The following is a 19,386-nucleotide window of genomic DNA, read 5'->3' as shown; positions in this document are numbered from 1 at the left end:
CGGTCGGCCGGGTCCGTCGCGCCGAGCAGAGCGGGACGGTGTCATGAGCGAGCGGGACGTGGCGACGGACGGGCGGCCGGACCCGGCGGGGATCGCGGTCACCGACGAGGTGGTCCGGGTGGAGGGGATCAGCCGCACCTTCGGCCGCGGTGAGCACGCGGTGCACGCCGTGCGGGACGTGTCGTTCTCGGCCGGGCGGGGCGAGCTGGTCGCCGTGCGGGGGCGCTCCGGGGCGGGCAAGACGACCCTGCTGAACCTGGTCGGCGGGCTGGACCGGCCCGACTCGGGCCGGGTGGTGGTGGCCGGGCACGACGTGACCGGGGCCGGCGAGCGGGAGTTGCTGGAGCTGCGCCGTGGCACCGTCGGCTTCGTGTTCCAGACCTTCGGGTTGGTGCCGATCCTGTCCGCCGCGGAGAACGTCGGCGTGCCGCTGCGGCTGGCGCGGGTCCCGGCCGCCGAGCGGGAGGAGCGGGTGGCGGTGCTGCTGGAGCTGGTCGGCCTGGGTGCGCACGCCGCGCAGCGGCCGTACGAGCTCTCGGGCGGGCAGCAGCAGCGGGTGGCGGTGGCCCGGGCCCTGGCCAACGAGCCGGACCTGCTGATCGCCGACGAGCCCACCGGTCAGCTCGACTCGGAGACCGGCCGGTCGATCATGGACCTGCTCCGGGCGGTCGTGCACGCGCGGGGCATGACCGCGCTGGTCGCCACCCACGATCCGGCCCTGATCGACCTCGCCGACCGCGTCCTGACCCTCCGCGACGGCCGCCTCGTCCCCGCCTGACCGCCCACCCGCTGTCGCGCCCGCCCCTCCGCCCCGGCTCGCGCCGTCGGTCGTGTACCTCGTGCCCCGACGAACGGGGCATGTCATCCCGGAACGACGGCACGGACCGCAGGATCGGCGCGGTCAGGGGCCGGGTGCGACGGGGTGTGGGTCAGAGGGCAAGCTTCATGCCCTCGTGGCTGGGGGTGAAGCCGAGGCTCACGTAGAAGCGGTGGGCGTCGTGGCGGCTCTTGTCGGTGGTGAGCTGGACCAGGGCGCAACCCCGCTGCTTCGCCTGGTCGACGGCCCAGGTCATCATCTGCCGGCCGAGCCCTCGCCCGCGCAGGTCGGAGCGGACGCGGACAGCCTCGATGAGCTGCCGCTCCGCGCCGTGCCGGCCGAGCCCGGGGATGTAGGTGAGCTGCATGCAGCCGAGCACCTCACCCTCCGCGTCGGCCACGATCAGCTGGTTGCGCGGGTCGGCGGCGATGTCGGCGAACGCCTTCTCGTACACGGCGTCGACCTCCGTGAAGTCCCGGGACTTGCCGAGCACGTCGTCGGCCAGCAGGGCGAGCACGGCGGGAAGGTCGGCCCGGACGGCCTCGCGGAAGATCACATCGCTCATGCCGCCCAGCGTGGCACAGCGACACACACCGATGCGCGGGCGGCGCTTGCCCGCGCCGGGCAGCATGATGCCTCATGGACGTCCTGCTGCTGCCGTTCCGGTGGATCTACCGAGGGCTGGTCTGGTTCGCCAACTCGCCCCGAACGTTGATCGCCTCCTACCTGCTGATGATCGTCGTCGCCGGCGTCATCTACGGCGAGGTCGAGAACCGCAGCCCGGCGGACGCGGTCTGGTGGGCCGTCGTGACCGCGTCGACCGTCGGGTACGGCGACATCTCACCGGTCAGCTGGCAGGGCCGTACGCTCGCCGCGCTGCTCATCTCGACCATGGTCCTGCTGGTCATCCCGTTGATCACCGCGCACTTCGCCAGCCAGCTGATCGTCGACGACGACGCCTTCGAGCACGAGGAGCAGGAGCAGCTCAAGGCCGATGTCCGCCGGATGCGGGCGCTGCTGGAGGAGATCGCCGCCCGGCAGGGCATCGAGCTGCCGGACCTGCCGCCGGAGCGGCCGGTCAGCGGGCCGGGCAGCGCAGCCCCTCCCGGGGAACTGTCAGGTCGATCAGGTAGGCGTCGACGGCCTCGGTGATGCAGGAGGTCTGCGGGTAGGCGGTGTGCCCCTCGCCCTCCCAGGTGAGCACCCGGCCGACGCCGAGCATCTCGGCCAGCTCGCCGGTCTGCTCGTACGGGGTCGCCGGGTCGCCGGTGGTGCCCACCACCAGGATCGGCGGCGCCCCGTCGGCCCGCCCGGTCGGGTACGGGTCGCGGCCGCCCGGCCACTGGGTGCAGGAGAGCATGCCCACGGCCAGGGCCGGGCCGAACAGCGGGTACTTCGCCCGCCACTGCGACTGGAGCTGGCGGATCTGCTCCCGGCTCGGCTTCTGCTCCTCGTCGGCGCAGTTGACGGCGAGGTTGGCGTCGAACAGGTTCGAGTAGCGACCGTCGGAGTCCCGGTCCGCGTACGCGTCCGCGAGGCGGAACACGTCCGTCGGGTCGCCGCCCTCCAGCTTGTCGATGGCGCCGGCCAGCTCCTGCCAGCCCTGCTCGGTGTAGAGCGAGGAGATGATCGAGTAGAAGACCCAGCCCGCGGTGGCCTCCCGACCGTCGTCACCGCGCACCGGGGACACCCGCGCCTTGTCGATGGCCGCGGTGACCGCGGCCCGGGCGTCCGGGGCGATCGGGCAGCGGTCGGCGTTGGCGGCGCACCAGCGGGTGAAGTTGCCGAACGCCCGCTCGAAGCCCTTGGCCTGGCTCTCCGACCCGGCGACCAGGTCCTGCTTCGGGTCGACCGCGCCGTCGAGCACCAGCGCCCGCACCCGCTGCGGGTAGAGCTGCGCGTAGGTGGCGCCGAGCAGGGTGCCGTAGGAGTAGCCGAGGTAGGTCAGCTTGTCGTCGCCGACGGCCGCGCGGACCGCGTCCATGTCCCGGGCGGCCTGCTCGGTGCCGTAGAGCGGCAACTGGTCGCCGTACCGGTCGCCGCAGCCGCGCCCGATCCGCTGGCTGAGCGCGACGAACCCGTCGAAGGACTGCTGGCTCCGCGGATCGGGGTCGTAGCCGAAGTTCGCGTCCAGGTCGGCGTCCGGGATGCACTCCACCGGGCTGGAGCGGGACACCCCGCGCGGATCGAACCCGACGATGTCGAACCGGTCGGTGATCGAGGTGGGCAGGCCGCCGAACGCCGGGCCGAAGGAGAGGTAGACCGCCGTGTCCACCCCGGAGCCGCCGGGGCCGCCCGGGTTGACGACCAGCGAGCCGATCCGGTCGCGTTGGGCGGTCGACCGGGCCCGCAGCAGCGCGATCTCGAAGGTCTGCCCCGCGCCCGGGCCGGTCGCGACCCCGCCGCCCGTGCCCCAGTTGCGCGGCACCTTGATCCGCGCGCACTCGTAGCGCATGTTCGGCGCGCCCCGGCCGACCAGGTCCTCGGCCACCTCCGGGCAGGCCCGCCAGGTCGGCGCGGCGCCCGGCGCGGCGGCCTCGCCGTCGGTGTCCGTCCGGGGCGCGAACGCCGGGAGGGTGCAGCCGGCGGCGAGCAGCGCGGCGGCCACCAGGCCGGCCAGGGTGAGCCGGAACCGGCGGGTCCGGGCGGGAGTGCGGGTCACGAGCGGGCCTCCGTGATCGGGTCGACGGCCAGGCTACGCCGGGCCCGCGGTGGACTCCGCGGTCGCCGTCGGGTCACCGCGGAGCACCTGGTCCACATCGAACCGGACCGGCCGGTCGAGCTGGTCGTAGCGGCAGGAGCGGGGATCGCGGTCGGGCCGCCAGCGGGCGAACCGGGCGGTGTGCCGGAACCGGTCGCCCTCCATCGCGTCGTAGGCCACCTCGACCACCAGCTCGGGGCGCAGCGGCTCCCACTCCAGGTTGCGCGTGCCGGTCCAGCGGCTCACCCCGCCGGGGAGGCGCTGGCCGCGCTCGTGGTCGCCGTGCACCCACGGGTGGTCGGCGCCGACGTCCCGGTAGGGCTCCAGCTCCTCCAGCAGCTCCGCGCGCCGCGCCATCGTGAACGAGGCGCTCACCCCGACGTGGTGCAGGACGCCCTCGTCGTCGTAGAGCCCGAGCAGGAGCGAGCCGACCACCGGACCGGACTTGTGCCACCGGAACCCGGCGACCACCACGTCGGCGGTGCGCGCGTGCTTGACCTTGAACATGAGCCGCTTGCCCGGCTCGTAGGGCAGGTCGGCCGGCTTGGCGATCAGGCCGTCCAGGCCGGCGCCCTCGAGAACGTCGAACCAGCGGTGGGCGGTGTCGACGTCGGTGGTGACCTGGGTGACGTGCACCGGCGGCCGCACCCCCGCCAGGGCCGCCTCCAGCCGCGCCCGGCGCTCGGGATAGGGCTGGTCGAGCAGCGTCTCGTCATCGAGGACGAGCAGGTCGAAGGCGACGAAGTCGGCCGGCGTGGTCTCGGCCAGCAGCTTCACCCGGGACGCGGCCGGGTGCACGCGCTGGGCCAGCAGCTCGAAGTCGAGCCGGGGCTGCCCGTCCGGGCCGTCCCGCCGGATCACGATCAGCTCGCCGTCGACCGCGCACCGCTCGGGCAGCTGCCGGCGCGCCTGCTCGACCACCTCCGGGAAGTAGCGGGTCATCGACTTCCCGCCCCGGCTGGACAGCTCCACCTCGTCGCCGTCGCGGAACACGATGCACCGGAAGCCGTCCCACTTCGGCTCGTACGTCATCCCGGGCGCGGTGGGGATCCGCGGGACGCTCTTGGCCAGCATCGGCTCGACCGGTGGATTGATCGGCAGCTTCACGGCGACCAGTCAACCAGACGGCACCGACAGTCGTGAGGCAGATCACGGTCGGTTGCCGGGCGGCGTGTCCGCCCGCGCGCCGCTCGTGCCGCACCGGGCGAATCAGGAAACCGCAGGTCAGAGCTACTTTCGCGGGGTGTCGGAGTGGGTCTGCGGGTGCTGCGGTAGGTGGCGGGTGAGCGTCGAGCTGATCCGGGGCCGGCACCGCTACCGGCTGGTGCGGCGCTACCCGGCCCGGTTCGGCGGGGGCAAGGACGTGGTCGGCGAGGTCGGCTCCGTGGCGGAGCTGGAGGAACTGCTGCGCCGGCGCACCCCCCTCGGGCTGGCCGACCTGCACGAGGCCGCCTGACCCGGCGCCGCCCGCCAACGCCCCCGACGGCCTCAGGCGTCGAGGCGGGCGGGATCGGCCACGGCCTTCTCCAGCAGGGCCAGCCGGTGGCCGTTCGGGTCCGGCCGGTGCCCGACCACCCGGTAGCCGTGCCGGCCGTACAACCGCAGGTTCTGCTCGCTGTCGGCGCCCGTGAAGAGCGCGAAGCGGCGGACCCGGCCGGCGCAGGCCGCCTCGACCGCCCGCAGCAGCCGCCCGCCGACGCCCCGACCCTGCTGGTCGGGGGCGACCGAGAGGCGGCCGACGTGCGCGGTGTCGTCCTCGACGTGCGCCCGCACCGAACCGACCAGCCGGTGACCGAACCGGGCGGTGAGCACCGTCGCCGGTCCCGCGAGCACGGCCCGCACCTCCTCAAGGGTCTCGGTCAGCGGCGGCAGGAACGGGTCGGCGTAGCGCTGGGCCTCGACGAGGTACGCGGCGCGCTGCACGGTGAGGATCTCCCCGGCGTCCGTCACGTCGGCGGGGGCGATGCGCAGCTCGAAGATCACCCCGACAGCCAACCACAGCCGGACCCGCGGACCCACCACACCCGCCTCCCGGCACGGCCCCGCCACCCGACCCCACCACCCCGGCCCCGCCTCCGCCGGGATGCGGACAACTTCCGGGAAATAGTGGCCTCCGCCAGCCCGGAGGCCACTATTCCCAGGAAATTGCGCACGCCGCCACGACGCCGATGCCCGGCGCCACCGTCGTCAGGGCGAGCCGGACCTCCCGCCCGGCCGTCGTCGCGCCCGGCGGCCGCCGCGTCCACCGTCGCCGCGTCCGGCGGGCGTCCCGCCGGCGCCAGCCGTACGCTGGCGGGGTCCCGTCGAGCCGTGGGAGGTGCGCGCCGTGCCGGCACTGACCTATCCGCACGTCGGTGCCACCCGCAGCGGGGAACTGCCGCCCGGGTGGCGGCACGTGCGGCACCGGGTTCGGCTGCCCGACTCGTGTTTCGCCGCCGCCGGGGCGGCCGTACTCGGCTGGCGCCTGCACCGGGCGGCCGGCATCCGGATGGACGCGGCGGCCGAGCGCGCGGCGCCCGGGGTGCGGGTGGTCTCCCGGCTGGGCGTCGGGCCGCTGCGGCTGGCCGCGCCCTGCGAGGTGGTCTGGGCCGTCGACGACGACCGGCGGGCCGGCTTCGGCTACGGCACGCTGCCCGGGCATCCGGCCAGCGGCGAGGAGGCGTTCGTGGTCGGCCGCGACGCCGCCGGCCGCGTCTGGTTCGAGGTGATCGCGTTCAGTCGTCCCGACCGCTGGGTGATGCGCGCGGCCGGGCCCGCGGGCCGGGCCTTCCAGCACGCGTACGCCTGGTGGCTCGGCCGCACCCTGCGCCGCCTCTGCGCCCGCTCCTGACCCCTCCGGCGCGTCACCGCCGACCCGGTCCCCGCGAGGGCGCAGCCGGCAGGCGGTCACGGGTGGCGCGGCTTGCGGCGGTCCCGCGCGGGCGCGGCTTGCGGGCGGTCACGGGTGGCGCGGCCGGCGGGCGGAGAGCGGCGGTCAGAACCGGGCGAAGGAGCGGATCGGCATCCGGGGCCCGTACCTCGGCGCCTGGACGCCCCCGGCCGCCAACAGCACGCACACCCGCCCCCGGTGCCCCCGGAACGGCTCCAGCAGGGCCAGCATCCGGGCGTCGTCGCCGCGCGGCTCGCCCGCGAGGGCCCAGGCCACCGTGTTCGGCACGTGGAAGTCGCCGACGCTGACCGCGTCCGGGTCGCCGTACGCGATCCGGACCACCTCGGCGGCGGTCCACGGCCCGATGCCCGCGACGGCGGTGAGCCGGCGGGTGGCCTCGGCGGAGTCCGCGCAGCGTTCCAGCCGGTCCGCGACGGCGGCGGCGCGGCGCAGCGTGTCGGCCCGGCGCTGCTCCACGCCGAACGGGTGGAACACCCAGTACGGGGTGGCGGCCACCGCCGCCGGCTCCGGTGGCAGCAGCAGCGGCTGCATCGGTCCGGGCGCCGCCTCGGCGAAGTGCCGCACGGTCGCGGCGTACGCCCGGTACGCCTCCTTGCCGGTCACCTTCTGCTCGAAGACCGCCCGGAGCAGCCGGGGGAAGATCTGACCGGTCGCCGGCATCCGCAGCCCCCGGTGCTGGGCCGCCAGCCGCGCCACCACGGGGTGGCCGGCGGCGAGTTCCGCGAACCCGGTGAGGTCGTCGCGCAGCCCGGCGACGGCGTCCGCCCGCTCGATGACCCAGTCGGCGCCCGGGCCGTAGCCCTCGGCGAGCAGGTCGCCGCCTGACGGCCGCAGGGCGAGGGTGGCCGGCCCGTCGGGGGTGCGGGTGGCCCACCAGAAGGTGCCCGCCGCGATCCGCGCGCAGGGGTCGTACGGGCTGAAGGTCAGCGCCCGGACCGAGGCGGCCAGCCGGTACCCGGCCGGCGGGCGCAGCTCCCGACGGGCGGTCGGTTCGGTCCCGGTCACCCGCACATGCTGTCACGCCCCGCCCGCGTGACCGACGACACCGCCGGCGCACGGGGCGCCGGCGGTGCCTCTCCACCGGGCGGACCGGCCGGTGCCCGGCCGGGGGTGCGGGTGTGGGGGGACCTCGGCGGTACGCGCCCGCTGGCATGAACGCGCCCGCCGCCCTCGTCCGCCCGGGGAAAACCGTGGTCGTTCCTCCGCCTGCGGGCGGGCGGCCCGCACCGGGGCGCCGACCCCGGCGTCGGGGCCGGCTCCGCGGGGTGGGGACGCGGCGTCGCCGGGGCGCCGGTCGTCGCGCCCCGCGCGGTGGCCGGCCGCGCCCTCCCCGGCTACGACCGGCCACCGGGTCCGGCGGGATCAGTACGAGTAGTCGGCGCCGCCCTGCTCGGCCTTGTCGTCCGAGGGCGGGGCGACCGGCTTGGGAGTGCCGGTCGGCAGGCAGGTCAGGTTCTTCCTGCCGTCCGGGGCGACCACGAACCAGGTGCCGCCGACGCCCTGGCCCTTCCACTGGCCGGGCTTCTTGTCGCCGATGTAGCGGTAGAGCGGCCAGCCGTCGAGGGTGATCTGCCGGGTGCCGTCCTGCCGGGTGACCGTGCCGACGTTGTCGTCGGAGACGCCGTTGAGCTCCGGGTCGCCGTCGGTCAGCGCCGGGGGCCACACCTCGGCGCACTTGTCGACGCAGTTCGACGTCGGCGGGTCGTTGGTGTCCTTGTCGAAGCGGTAGAGGATCCAGCCGTCCTGGTCGGTGACCACGCTGCCCATCCGGGCGACCTTCCTGCCGTTGAGCTCCTCGGTCAGCTCCACGTCGGCCGGGGGCGGCGCGTCGGCCGCCGGAGCCTCCGGGGACGCCGAGACCTCGGGCTCGGCCGCCGCGGTGGGTTCGGCCGCGGCGACGGCGACCGGCTCGGCCGCGCTCGAGTTCGCCCCGTCGTAACCCGCGGGAGCGCAGGCCGTCAGTGCGACCATCGCGCTCGCGACGATGGCGGTTCGCTTCAGCTGTGCCACGTGCCCTCCTCATTCTCGGCAGTACGCCGGGTAATACGGCGCGACGGCTGTCAAGGTTGAATGTGGAACGGTGGTCAATTTCACAGGGAATGGTTGAACCGATCCCGCGCGGAATCCGTGTCCCGGTTCGGGACGGCGATTTCCGGAGAACGGCACACAGATCGGCGCCGGTCATTGTCGTCAACCGGCGCCGATCGGGCGGTGGAAGTCACATCGGCACGGTGACCAGCGGGCTCGCCACCCCCGAGGCGTCCACCGACTGCACCTGGAACTGTTTGATCTCCGTCTTGCGGGTGGACGTGGTGGCCGACAGGGTCAGGGCCTCGGAGTTCGCGTTGGTGCCGTAGCCGGTGCCCGGCACCGACCAGGTGGAGATCACCTCGCTGGTGTTGTTCTTCCGCACCACCACCAGGCGGCAGGCCCGCGGCCCGGGCAGCCTCGCCAGGGTGAAGTTCACGCTGGTGCCGAACTGCTTCGAGGCGACGAAGAACGTGGCCTGCACGCCGGTGGTCTGGTCGGTGACGTTGGTCTTCTCGCCCTCCACCGCGACGGGACCGCCCAGGTTCGGGTCGTTCGGGTCGCTGGAGGCGGCCACGGTCGGGCGTTCCGCCGGGGCGCTGGCGGTCGGCTCGGCCACCACCTCCGGCGCGCTGTCCTCGGCGATGCTGACGAAGCCGATCGCGGTCAGCCCGCCGAAGACCACCACCGCCGCCGCCGTGGCGAGCAACTGCCGGAACCGGCTGCGCCGCCGGTGCGCGCGGACCGCGACCAGCGTCCGGTCCAGCAGGGCCGGGTCGGTCTGCGTCTGCTCCACCGCGGCCATCGTCTCGCCGTCGATGTCGGAGAGCATGCCGACGACCGGCACCATCGTCTCCAACTCGGCGGCGCACGCCCAGCAGGTGGCGAGGTGCTCCTCGAACCGTTGTGTGTCGTGCTCGTCCAGCACGCCCAGCGCGTACGCCGCGACGTCCATGTGGTCCGCCCGGCTCATTCCGTCACCCCCCGTTCCTGCAGAGCCGTGCGCAGCGCGCGCAGCGCGTAGTAGACCCGCGACTTGGCGGTGCCGAGCGGCAGGCCCAGCTCCTCGGCCGCCTCGGGCACCGTCCGACCCCGGAAGTACGTCGCCACCAGGATCTCGCGATGCGACTGGCTCAGCGTACGCAGCGCGTCCGCCACCGTCATCGTGCGCAGCACCCGGTCGGTGCTGTCCGCCTCGGCGAACGCGGTCAGGTCCCGGTCGTACGTCTCCGCCGGCCGGGCCTGCTCGCTGCGGTGCTCGTCGATGGCGATCCGACGGGCCACCGTGACCAGCCACGGCCGCAACGAACCCTGCCCCTGCGCCCCCAGCCGGTGCGCGTTGCGCCACGCCCGCAGCAGCGTCTCCTGGACGATGTCCTCCGCCCGCTGCCGGTCGCCGCCGGTGAGCCGCATGACGAACGCCAGCAACGGTCCGGCGTGCTCGGCGTAGAGCAGCCGGATCAGCCGGTCCGAGTGGCCGGCCTCGGCCGACGGCGCCTGGTGGCGTCCGGGGGCGGAGCGCGGCGTCACCGGCCCATTCTGGCGAGGCGCCGGACGGGCGTCGACCCCGCGAGCCGACGCTCCCGGCCGGGACTGGGACCGCGCGGACATCCAGTCCGGCTGCACCCTGTCGCCGTGCCAACCGGCCGCCACCGCATGCATGCAGACCTCCGGGTGTCCGATGACATCGGCCGTCCCCCTCGGGCACGGCCGCCCGGTGGTACGCAGCGCCCCCGCGAACGGATCAACGGCGCACGGAAAAAATTCCGGGCGGAGGCGGGGTCGAGTCGGTGGCGTCGGCGTCGCGGACCACCGGGGCGCCGCCGGTGAACCGGTCGAGTTCCTCGCCGGCGAGCACCCGCCCGGGGAACCAGTCCCCGGCGGCGCGCCGGGTCAGCTCCGGCACCGGCGGCTCGACCCGGCCCGCCACCAGCACCAGGTTGCCGTAGCGCCGCCCGCGCAGCACCGCCGCGTCACCGACCAGGCAGGCGCGGGGCAGCACCGAGCGGACCGTGGCGACCTGCCCCCGCGCGTGGCGCAGCGGCGGGCCGTCGGCGACGTTCGCCAGGTGGAAGCCGTCGGGGCGCAGCACCCGGGCCACCTCGGCGGCGTACTCCACCGAGGTGAGGTGGGCCGGGGTGCGCGCGCCCGCGAACACGTCGGCCACCACCACGTCGTAGCTGGCGTCCCGGCTGGCGGCGAGCACCGCGCGGGCGTCGGCCACCCGCACCCTGAGCCGGAAGTCCGCCGGCCAGGGCAGGGCGCGGCGGACCAGCTCGACCAGCGCGCCGTCCACCTCGACCACCCGCTGGGTGGAGCCGGGCCGGGTGGCCGCCACGTAGCGGGGCAGGGTCAGCGCCCCGCCGCCGAGGTGCAGCACCCGCAGCGGCGCGCCGGCCGGGGCCACCAGGTCGATCGCGGCGGCCAGCCGCCGGACGTACTCGAACTCCAGGTGCGTCGGGTCGGTCAGGTCCACGTGCGACTGCGGCGCGCCGTCCAGCAGCAGCGTCCACGAGCCCGGCCGGTCCGGATCGGGCACCAGCTCGGCCTGCCCGGTGTCCACCCGCGCGGCCACGGTCTCGGCGGCCCGCCTGCGTCCCATCAGCGGCGGGCCCGGGCGGCGGCCGTGAGCACCCGGTGCAGCAGCCGCGCGTCGCCGAGCAGGGCCCGCAGCCGGCGCTCCAGGCCGGCGATCGGGATGAGGTTCTGCGGCGCCCGCGGGTCCTTGTAGGGGGTGGAGGCGAACCGGGGCAGCGTCACCAGCGACAGGTCGGCCAGCTCCACCGCCTCGTCGACGCTCAGCTCGGCGGAGCACTCCATCCGGACGATGCCCGCCCACGGGGCGCCGAGGGCCACCGGCAGCCGCAGATACCACGACCAGCCGCCCCACGCCGTGCCGAGCCGGAACACCGGCGACCGCTCGCCGGCCGCCAGCCCGGTGACCACCGCCGTCAGCCGGGCGTCGAGGTACTGGCTGTGCTGCGTCTTGATGTAGCCCAGGGTGCGGGGCAACTGCCGCCGGTTGCGCAGCGGGCCGTCGACGACCAGCAGGTCACCGTCCGTGCGGGCGGCCCCGGAGACCTCCACCTCCAGCGCGGTCAGCGGCCCCTGCACCGCGGCGGGAAGCTTGGTCAGCTCGCCCGTGCCGCTGACCCGGTGTACCGGGTAGCGGACGCTGCCGGCGACCACGTCCACCGCGGAGGGGCTGGCGGTGAACAGGCCCCGGCCGACCTTCGCCCCGGCGAGCTGCGCCGCGCCGCGCTCCAGGTCGCACCGGACCACCCCGGCCGCGTACGACGCGGCCAGGCCGGGGAAGGAGGCGCCGTCGTCCTCCGCCGTCCAGACGCTCGCGTCGATCCGGCGCACCCCGTCGACCAGCAGCACCACGTCGGGGGCGCGCACGCCGGGGCGGGGCCCGATGGCCCGCCAGTCGACGGCGGGCAGCTCGACGTCCGCCTCGACCTGGGCGCTGCTCGGCGCGGCGGGACCGCCGCCGGACGCCTCGAACGAGGCGCCGTACGCCGGGTCCCAGGCGTCGACGAAGAACCGGGGATCGGTCACCGGGGCGAGCCTCCCGTCGTGGACCGGGGGAGGCCGGGTCGGCCCCCGCTCACCGGCCGGTCCGCTCGACGCGGGCCGACCGGGCGTCCTTGCTGACCTCGAAGCGGACCGGGATGCGTTCGGCCAGGGCCGGCACGTGGGTGACCACCCCGACCATCCGGTCGCCCCGGGCGGCCAGATTCTCCAGGGTGGCGGCCACCGTGTCGAGCGTCGCCGCGTCCAGCGTGCCGAAGCCCTCGTCCAGCACGATCGACTCCAGGCTCGCCGCCGTGGTGGACATCCCGGCGAGCTGCTCGGACAACGCCAGCGCCAGCGCCAGCGACGCCTGGAAGGTCTCGCCGCCGGACAGGGTCCGCACGCCCCGGCGCAGCCCGGCGTCGTGGTGGTCGACGACGAAGAACTCGCCCTTGTCGTGCACCAGGTCGTACTGCCCGCCGGAGAGCTCCCGCAGGATGCCGGAGGCGCCGTCGACCAGCAGGTCCAACGCCTCGGCCAGCAGCCACCGCTCGAAGTTGTTGGCCCGCAGGTGCCCCGCGAGGGCCCGGGCCACCTGCGCCTCGCGCTCGTACCCGGCCCGCTGCTCGCGCAGCCCACCGGCCTGCTCGCGACGGCGCTCCAGCTCGCGCAGGTCGGCCTCGGCCCGTTCCAGGGCGCGGTCGGCGGCGCGTACCGGATCGTCGGTGGCCGGCAGCCCGGCGGCGGCGAGGATGCCGGCGATGCGCTCGCCGACGCCGGCCGCCACCGCCTCGGCCTCCGTCACCGCGGCGGCCCGACCCGCCCGCTCGGCGCGGCGGCGCTCCGCCTCGGCGCCGGCCCATCCGGTGAGGACGGCCCACGCCGCGCCGAGGTCCTCGCGGTCTGCCGCCGGCGGACCGAATCGGGCCAGCCCGTCGCGGGTGGCGTCGAACGCCCGCCAGGTCGCGCGCAGCCGCTCCTCGGCGGCGTCCACCGCCGCCCGGGCCCGCCGCGCCGCCTCCCGGCCGGCCCGCACCGCCGCCGCCGACTCCTCCAGCGCCCGGCGCAGCCGCGCGTGGTCGTCGAGCTCGCGGCGCAGCACCGCCGGCTCGGCCGCACCGGCCAACTGCCCGTCCAGCTCGGCCAGCCGGGCGTCCAGCTGGTCCTGCCGGGCCCGCGCCCGCACCAGCACCCGCTCCAGCTCGCGGGCCGCGGCGTCGCGCTCCTGCACCAGCGCCTGGGCGGCCTTGGTGGCGGCCCGCGCCGCCCGCCCCGCCGCCGTGGCGGCGGCGACCGCCGAGTCCGCCGGCACCGCCGGCACCCTCGCCACGGTCTGCTCGCAGACCGGGCAGGTCGCCCCGTCGCGCAGGTGCGCCCGCAGCGCCACCGCCTGGTCGGTCGCCTTGGCCTCCTCGTGGGCCCGGAAGGCGGCCTCCAGCTCGGCCTCGGCCCGCTCGGCCGTCGCCCGCGCCTGCGCCAGCGCCGCCACCGCGGCGGCGTGCTCGCCCTGCGCCGCACCCACCGCCGCGCGGACCGTCTCCGCCTCGCCGGCCAGCTTCTCCCGGTCGGTGTACGCCCGCAGCAGCAGCCGCAGCGCGCTCTCGTCGCCGGCGGCGGCCAGCTCGCCGCGCAGCTTCTCCTCCCGCTCCTCGGCCAGCGACACCGCCGTCGCCGCCTCGTCCGCGTCGGTCCGCGCCGACGCCACCGCCCGGGCGACCTCGGCCACCCCGTCCGGCGCGCGCACGGCGGCCAGTACCGCCAGGTCGGCGTCGAGGGCGGCCAGCGCCGCAGCCGCCTCCCGCGCCGTCGTCCGGGCCGCCGCCAGCTCCGGTACGGCCTCCGTCACGGCCTCGACCAGCTCCCGCATCCGGTCGACCCGTCCGGTGGCCGCCGCCAGCGCGGCGTCGTCGACGTCGGCGAGCCCGGCGAGCGCCTGGTCGACCGCCTCCAGCTTCGCCTCGGCCTGCGCGGCGCGCGCGGTCGCCTTCTTCTGCACCTCCTCGTAGACCCCGAGGCCGAGCAGGTTGACCAGGATCTGCTGCCGGGTGGCCGGCTTGGCGTGCAGGAAGTCCGCGAACTGTCCCTGCGGCAGCACCACGCAGCTGGTGAACTGCTCGTACGGCAGCCCGACCGCCTCCAGCACCGCCTGCTCCATCTCGGCCGGGGTGCCGGCGACCACCTCGCCGAGGTCCTCCGGGCTCAGCCCGGTGTCGAGCTTGGTCACGTCGAAGCCGGCGGGCATGAGCTGCAACCCGGCGTTGGCCGTCTTGACGTTGCCCCGTCCGTCCCGGCGCACCACCCGGGTCGCCACGTAGCGGGCGCCGCCGGACTCGAAGACCAGCCGGACGCGCGCCTCGGTGGCCGAGGGCGCGAGGGCGTTGGCCAGCCCCCGGGTGCCGCCCCAGCGGGGCACCGTGCCGTAGAGGGCGAAGCAGATCGCGTCGAGCACCGTCGACTTGCCCGAGCCGGTCGGCCCGATCAGGGCGAAGAAGTCGGCGTCGGTGAAGTCGATCGTGGTCTCGTCCCGGAAGACGGTGAAGCCCGCCATGTCCAGCCGCATCGGCCGCATCAGTGGTCGACCTCCTCGAAGAGCTCGTCGAAGAGCTCCCGCACCCCGTCGTCGGTGTGCCCCCGGCTGTCCAGGTAGTCGGCGAAGAGCTGCCGGGGCGAGCGGCCGGCCCGCTGCGCCGCCCGCGCCCCGCTGCCCGGGGCGGGCACCAGCTCGGGGTCGATCCGGATCTCCAGGGCGCGGGGGAGCAGCTCCTGGACCTCCTCGCGCAGCCCGGCGCGCGGCTGCTCCCGCACGAACACCCGCAGCCAGGCGTCCGGCACCTCCAACTCGGCGAGCTGGGCCAGGGTGCCCCGGACCGTCCGCAGCGTGGCCGCGGCGGGCACCGGCACCTCGCGGACCTGCGCCGCCGTGGTCGCCGTGACCTCGACGACCGTCACCGACGGGACGTTCTCCTGCTCCCCGAAGTCGACGGCCAGCGGGCTGCCGCTGTAGCGGATCGGGCAGGGGCCCTGCACCCGCTGCGAGCGGTGCAGGTGGCCCAGCGCCACGTAGTGCGCGGTGCCGGGGAAGACGGTCGCCGGCACCGCGTAGCCCAGGACGGTGTGCGCGTCCCGCTCGCCGCCGCCGGTGGCCGCGCCGACCACGGTCAGGTGGGCGGTGACCAGGTGCACCCGGTCCGGTTCCGTGAAGCTCTCGGTCAGCCGGCCCAGCACCCGGCCCAGGTGGTCGGCGTACGTCTGGGTGGCCTCGGCGGCGGTCAGCTCGTACATCTCCACGGCCCGGATGGCGTAGCGCTGGGAGAGGAACGGCAGCGCCGCCAGCCGCCAGCGCTCGCCGCCGGCGGTCGTGCCGTCGATGACGTGCTCGTCCGGATTCTCCCGGACGCCGCCGCGCAGGGTGATCCCGGCGGCCTCGGCCCAGGGGCGCAGCGCGTCGAGGGCCTGGCCGTTGTCGTGGTTGCCGCCGATGGCCACCACGTCGGCGCCGGTGCGGCGCAGCGCGGTCAGGGCCCGGGTGACCAGCCGGGTCGCCTCGGGCGTCGGCGCGCCGGTGTCGTAGAGGTCACCGGCGACGATGACCAGGTCGGGCCGCTCGGACCGGGCGACGTCGATCACCCCGGCGAGGACCTGCTTGTGCTCCTCGGCGCGCGACTGGCCCTTGAGGACCTTGCCGACGTGCCAGTCGGAGGTGTGCAGGATCTTCACGGTGACAGCCTTTCGTTCGCGACTGCGGGGCTCGCAGGCTCACTCCTCGCGCTCACCGGTCCGCCCTCAGAAGGGGATGTCGTCGTCGGAGGTGCCGCCACCGGAGCCGACGACCGCGAACGGGTCGACGGACTGGGTGATCGACCGCAGCGTCTCCGACGGCGCCCGGCCGGCCTCGGAGACGCGGGTGGCCCAGGCCGGGAACGGGAACTCCAGGCAGAGCGGCACCGGGATGTCGGGCTGGTTGACGAACATCGTGCCGGGCTTGGCCAGCAGGGCGCGCTGCCGCTGGGCGGGCGGCAGGAAGCCGTACTCCGGGCGGGACGCCTCGGCCGGGTCGAGCCGGCCCACCACGCGGATCGCCGAGTTGGTGACGATCCGGCGCTCCACCTCGCTCGCCGTCTGCTGGGCGCCGACCAGGATCACCCCGAGCGAGCGGCCCCGCTCGGCGATGTCGAGCAGCACCTCCTTGATGGGGGAGGAGCCCTCACGGGGGGCGTACTTGTTGAGCTCGTCGAGCACCACGAAGAGCAGCGGCTTGGCGGTGCCGGACTTCTCCTTGCGCTCGAACTCGCTCTTGAGGGTCACGCCGACCACGAACCGCTGCGCGCGGTCCGGCAGGTTGTGCAGGTCGACCACCGTGACCTGGGCGCTCTCGGCGGTGTTGATCGAGTGCGGGCGGCGGGTGGCCAGGTCGCCCCGGATCAGCCGGGACAGGTCCTTCTTGCTGCCGATCAACCGCCGGGCGAACGCGTTGACCGTGCCCAGCCCGACCGCGCTGCCGGCCCAGTCGGAGCGGGTCTCGTCGTCGTTGAGCTGCTCGACGACGTGGTCGACCAGGTCGGCGTACGAACCGAGCCGCACCCCGTCGATGCTCACCCCGCCGTCGGCGGGCTGGGCGTGCCGGGCCAGGTGCGCGGCGACCGAGTGCACGACCATCGTGTACTGCTGGCGCTCGTCGTCGGCGTCGGCGAAGACGTAGGGCAGCAGGCGGTCGGCGCAGAACTCGGTCAGCGTCCAGTAGAAGCTGTCCACCCCGGTGAGGCGGCTGCTCACGTCGGGCGTGCCGGAGGAGTCGCCGACCCGCGGCGGGGCGTAGACCCGCACGTCGGGGAACGCGCCGGCGGTCAGGCCGAGCTTCGCGTACGCGGCCCGGGTGGCGTCGTCGAGCCGGGTGTTGGGGTGGTCGAGGAAGAGCAGGTCCTCGCCCTTGACGTTGAAGATGAGCGCCTTGGCGTTGACGGCGTCGCCGCCGAGCACCCCGGAGCGGAAGACCGAGTAGAGCAGGAAGGTGGCGAAGCTCGTCTTCGTGGCGACACCGGAGATGCCGGAGATCGACACGTGCGCGCCCCGGCTGCCGTCGAGGAAGTCGGCGTTGAGGTAGACCGGCACCCCGTCGCGGCCCATCCCCATCGGGATCCGCCGCTCCATCCGGTCGAAGTGCAGCGCCCGGGCCCGGGCGTCGCCCTCGGCCCGGTGCACCACCGCGCCCGGCGACGGCGGCACGTAGAGCTCCGGGTCGACCCGGGTGGTGGTGATCTCGGCGGCCTCCTGCACCTGGGCGGGCAGCGTGCCGTCGGCGATGGCGAAGACGTCGGAGTCGAACTGGGCGCCCTCGTGCCGGGCGCGCACCTGGGTGACCACCCCGGCGATCGTCACCGGCTCGCGGTCGGGCAGCTCCCGGCGGGTCACCACGACGTCGTCGAGCTGGAGGTAGCTGCCGGGGGAGACCGCGGTCCAGAACTGCAGCGGGGTGGCGTCGGCCGTGCCCAGCACCCGGCCGACCTCCTCGCCCGGGCCGTCGAACCCGTCGTCAGTCATCGGGCAACTCCGGTCGGCTGGTCGTCGCGGTCGGGGCACACGTGGTGCATCCTGCCGCAGGAGTACGACACGTTGCCACGCGACGCGGCGGACGCCACGCCGCCCCGCCGGTCACCCGCCGCAGCGTGCCCGACCGACCACGCTCAGTCGCGGGCGTAGCGGAGCATGAGGACGCCGTCGGCCGCGGCGAGCACGTGCCGCAACGGCAGGTGGCGCACCGCGCTGGCGTCCCCGGCGGTGATCCGCCCCGGACCCGCGCCGGCGAGCAGCGGGGCGACGGTGAGGCAGACCTCGTCCACCAGGTCGGCGGCGGTGAGCGCGCCGAACAGCCGCGGGCCGCCCTCGCAGAGCAGTTGGTCGAGGCCGCGGCGGCGCAGCTCGGCCAGGCCCTCGGCGAGGTCCACCCGGTCGTCGCCGCAGCGCACCACGTCGGCGACGTCGGTCAGGCCGGTCGGCGCCGCCGCCCCGGCCCGGGTGAGCACCACGGGCCGCACCGGTGCGTCGGCGAACGCGGCCTGCGCCGGGTCGAGGTCGAGCGAGTCGGAGACGACGACGAGGGTCGGGTACTCCGGCAGGCCGTGCGCGCGGCGCCAGGCCCGGCGCCGTTCGTCGAGCCGGACCGCGCGGTAGCCCTCGTGCCGCAACGTGCCGGCGGCCACGACCAGCGCGTCGCAGAGCATCCGCAGCAGGCCGAAGACCCGCTTGTCCGGCTCGCCGGAGAGCCCGGCGGAGTAGCCGTCGACGGAGACCGCGCCGTCGACGCTGGTCACGAAGTTCACCCGCAGGTGGGGGCGGTCCGCGCGACCGTAGCGCGCCGCGAGCGCGGTGTCGTCCAGGGGCCGCGGCGACGGGTCCGGCCAGAGCGCCGAAATCGGGACTCCGACGCTCATTCGCCGGCCGGACCGGTGACCGGAGGGGTGGGTCGGGGGGTACGGTGCTGGCAGTCGCACCAGTTCCGGCCCGGACAGTCGTCGTGCCGCCTCGCCCGGCACGCTCGGCAGATCATGCTCGCAGCCTATGCCGAGGAAGGATGGGACAGCATGCCGCGTCAGATCTTCCAGCTGAAGATTTCCCTGGCCGGGGTCCGGCCGCCCGTCTGGCGCCGGGTGCTCGTCCCGGGCGGCTACACGCTGGACCGGCTGCACCGGGTGGTGCAGCACGCCATGGGCTGGCGGGACTGCCACCTGCACTCGTTCGAGATCGAGGGCCGGCAGTACGGCGAGCCCGACGCCGACGGCGAACTGGCCCTGCACGACGAGCTGGACGTCCGGCTCGACGCGGTGGTCGGCAAGGGCAGCCGGTTCCACTACACCTACGACTTCGGCGACTGGTGGGAGCACGACCTGGTGGTGGAGGACGCCTTCACCGCCGACCCGGACGAGCGCTACCCCTCCTGTCCGGACGGCGAGCGGGCGTGCCCGCCGGAGGACGTCGGCGGCCCGGTCGGCTACCAGGCCCTGCTGGCCGCGCTGGCCGATCCGGGCCACCCCGAGCACCGGTCGATGCGGGACTGGGTGGGCGCGGGCTTCGACCCGGCCGCCTTCGACGCCGGCCGGGCCGGCACCCTGCTGCGCCGGTTCTGCTGACGCCGGCCGGTCCCCGCATCCCGCCGGGCCGGTTCTGCTGGCGCCGCCGGTCGGTCACCCCGCTGGGCCGCCTCCGCCTCCGCCGCCGCGGCTCGGCCCGCACGTCCCGCTGAACCGCTTCGGCAGCCGGAGTCCCCGCCCGCGTCCGCGCGCCGGTGACCGGCCCGGCGTCGTCGACCCCGGTCGCTGAACCGATTCGGCCGCTGCCGGCACCCCTGGCGCGGTGCCGGTCAGCGGGCCAGTCGGCACCCCGACACTGCTCAAACGCCTCGGCGGTAACGATCTGGGAACGCTCCCATAGTCCTATTGA

Annotated in this window: 19 protein-coding genes; 5 read left to right on the top strand and 14 right to left on the bottom strand. The window is 75.5% G+C overall.

Annotated features, from left to right (window positions below):
• The first annotated feature begins 43 nt into the window (after positions 1 to 43).
• Positions 44 to 778, top strand: a complete 735-nt coding sequence (locus ACGF7U_RS09055) for an ABC transporter ATP-binding protein (RefSeq protein ID WP_393104587.1) — start codon at positions 44 to 46, stop codon at positions 776 to 778.
• Positions 779 to 929: 151 nt separating this feature from the next.
• Here ACGF7U_RS09055 and ACGF7U_RS09050 read toward each other — a convergent pair whose 3' ends face one another.
• A complete protein-coding gene (locus ACGF7U_RS09050; RefSeq protein WP_393104586.1) occupies positions 930 to 1,382 on the bottom strand; it encodes a GNAT family N-acetyltransferase in 453 nt (150 codons plus the stop codon).
• 74 nt (positions 1,383 to 1,456) lie between these two features.
• On the opposite strand from ACGF7U_RS09050, the gene ACGF7U_RS09045 reads away from it, so the two are divergent.
• Complete coding sequence (locus ACGF7U_RS09045) at positions 1,457 to 1,969, top strand: potassium channel family protein (RefSeq protein ID WP_393104584.1); 513 nt, start codon at positions 1,457 to 1,459, stop codon at positions 1,967 to 1,969.
• Here the strand turns inward: ACGF7U_RS09045 and ACGF7U_RS09040 are convergent.
• Both ACGF7U_RS09040 and ACGF7U_RS09035 read right to left on the bottom strand, forming a co-directional pair.
• Positions 1,896 to 3,479 carry an alpha/beta hydrolase gene (locus tag ACGF7U_RS09040; protein ID WP_393104582.1) on the bottom strand — a complete coding sequence of 528 codons (1,584 nt, stop codon included), beginning with the start codon at positions 3,477 to 3,479 and terminating at the stop codon, positions 1,896 to 1,898. The two genes, ACGF7U_RS09045 and ACGF7U_RS09040, sit on opposite strands and share 74 nt — an antisense overlap.
• Positions 3,480 to 3,512: 33 nt before the next feature.
• On the bottom strand, positions 3,513 to 4,625 hold the full coding sequence (locus tag ACGF7U_RS09035) for an ATP-dependent DNA ligase (RefSeq protein ID WP_393104580.1): 1,113 nt from the start codon (positions 4,623 to 4,625) through the stop codon (positions 3,513 to 3,515).
• 136 nt (positions 4,626 to 4,761) lie between these two features.
• Here ACGF7U_RS09035 and ACGF7U_RS09030 point away from each other — a divergent pair, with 136 nt between their 5' ends.
• Positions 4,762 to 4,974, top strand: a complete 213-nt coding sequence (locus ACGF7U_RS09030) for a hypothetical protein (protein ID WP_393104578.1) — start codon at positions 4,762 to 4,764, stop codon at positions 4,972 to 4,974.
• A 32-nt stretch (positions 4,975 to 5,006) separates the two neighbouring features.
• On the opposite strand, the gene ACGF7U_RS09025 is transcribed toward ACGF7U_RS09030, so the two are convergent.
• On the bottom strand, positions 5,007 to 5,501 hold the full coding sequence (locus ACGF7U_RS09025) for a GNAT family N-acetyltransferase (RefSeq protein ID WP_393105278.1): 495 nt from the start codon (positions 5,499 to 5,501) through the stop codon (positions 5,007 to 5,009).
• Positions 5,502 to 5,844: 343 nt separating this feature from the next.
• Between ACGF7U_RS09025 and ACGF7U_RS09020 the strand changes: the two genes are divergently transcribed.
• Positions 5,845 to 6,348 (top strand): DUF1990 family protein, encoded by a 504-nt coding sequence (locus tag ACGF7U_RS09020; RefSeq protein ID WP_393104576.1) that lies wholly within the window; start codon positions 5,845 to 5,847, stop codon positions 6,346 to 6,348.
• Positions 6,349 to 6,492: 144 nt separating this feature from the next.
• On the opposite strand, the gene ACGF7U_RS09015 is transcribed toward ACGF7U_RS09020, so the two are convergent.
• The 10 genes from ACGF7U_RS09015 to ACGF7U_RS08970 all read right to left on the bottom strand — a co-directional run bounded on the left by ACGF7U_RS09015 (position 6,493) and on the right by ACGF7U_RS08970 (position 18,380).
• Positions 6,493 to 7,413, bottom strand: a complete 921-nt coding sequence (locus tag ACGF7U_RS09015) for a DNA-3-methyladenine glycosylase family protein (RefSeq protein ID WP_393104574.1) — start codon at positions 7,411 to 7,413, stop codon at positions 6,493 to 6,495.
• 357 nt (positions 7,414 to 7,770) lie between these two features.
• Positions 7,771 to 8,418 (bottom strand): hypothetical protein, encoded by a 648-nt coding sequence (locus tag ACGF7U_RS09010; RefSeq protein ID WP_393104572.1) that lies wholly within the window; start codon positions 8,416 to 8,418, stop codon positions 7,771 to 7,773.
• Between the two features lie 208 nt (positions 8,419 to 8,626).
• Positions 8,627 to 9,409 carry an anti-sigma factor family protein gene (locus ACGF7U_RS09005; protein WP_393104570.1) on the bottom strand — a complete coding sequence of 261 codons (783 nt, stop codon included), beginning with the start codon at positions 9,407 to 9,409 and terminating at the stop codon, positions 8,627 to 8,629.
• On the bottom strand, positions 9,406 to 10,098 hold the full coding sequence (locus ACGF7U_RS09000; protein ID WP_393104568.1) for a sigma-70 family RNA polymerase sigma factor: 693 nt from the start codon (positions 10,096 to 10,098) through the stop codon (positions 9,406 to 9,408). The genes ACGF7U_RS09005 and ACGF7U_RS09000 overlap by 4 nt, the downstream gene beginning before the upstream one ends.
• An 82-nt stretch (positions 10,099 to 10,180) precedes the next feature.
• On the bottom strand, positions 10,181 to 11,038 hold the full coding sequence (locus ACGF7U_RS08995) for a spermidine synthase (RefSeq protein ID WP_393104566.1): 858 nt from the start codon (positions 11,036 to 11,038) through the stop codon (positions 10,181 to 10,183).
• Entirely contained in the window at positions 11,038 to 11,997 is a 960-nt protein-coding gene (locus ACGF7U_RS08990; protein ID WP_393104564.1) for a hypothetical protein, read from the bottom strand. The genes ACGF7U_RS08995 and ACGF7U_RS08990 overlap by 1 nt, the downstream gene beginning before the upstream one ends.
• Before the next feature lie 49 nt (positions 11,998 to 12,046).
• Positions 12,047 to 14,521, bottom strand: coding sequence for an AAA family ATPase (locus ACGF7U_RS08985; protein WP_393104562.1), 2,475 nt, complete (start codon positions 14,519 to 14,521; stop codon positions 12,047 to 12,049).
• Positions 14,521 to 15,669: an exonuclease SbcCD subunit D gene (locus ACGF7U_RS08980; protein ID WP_393104560.1), complete on the bottom strand. Its 1,149-nt coding sequence runs from the start codon at positions 15,667 to 15,669 to the stop codon at positions 14,521 to 14,523. Before ACGF7U_RS08980 ends, ACGF7U_RS08985 begins: the two co-directional genes overlap by 1 nt.
• Before the next feature lie 66 nt (positions 15,670 to 15,735).
• Positions 15,736 to 17,490 (bottom strand): ATP-binding protein, encoded by a 1,755-nt coding sequence (locus tag ACGF7U_RS08975; protein WP_393104558.1) that lies wholly within the window; start codon positions 17,488 to 17,490, stop codon positions 15,736 to 15,738.
• A 143-nt stretch (positions 17,491 to 17,633) separates the two neighbouring features.
• The gene (locus tag ACGF7U_RS08970) at positions 17,634 to 18,380 is read right to left on the bottom strand and encodes a pyrimidine reductase family protein (RefSeq protein WP_393104556.1); all 747 of its coding nucleotides are present in this window, start codon (positions 18,378 to 18,380) and stop codon (positions 17,634 to 17,636) included.
• Between the two features lie 150 nt (positions 18,381 to 18,530).
• On the opposite strand from ACGF7U_RS08970, the gene ACGF7U_RS08965 reads away from it, so the two are divergent.
• Positions 18,531 to 19,076, top strand: coding sequence for a plasmid pRiA4b ORF-3 family protein (locus tag ACGF7U_RS08965; RefSeq protein WP_393104555.1), 546 nt, complete (start codon positions 18,531 to 18,533; stop codon positions 19,074 to 19,076).
• The last annotated feature ends 310 nt before the right edge of the window (positions 19,077 to 19,386 follow it).

This window comes from Micromonospora sp. NPDC047670, assembly GCF_043204915.1.
Lineage (GTDB): Bacteria > Actinomycetota > Actinomycetes > Mycobacteriales > Micromonosporaceae > Micromonospora.
The sequence above is the reverse complement of the archived record's forward strand: the minus strand, read 5'-3'. Positions and strand labels throughout refer to the sequence as shown.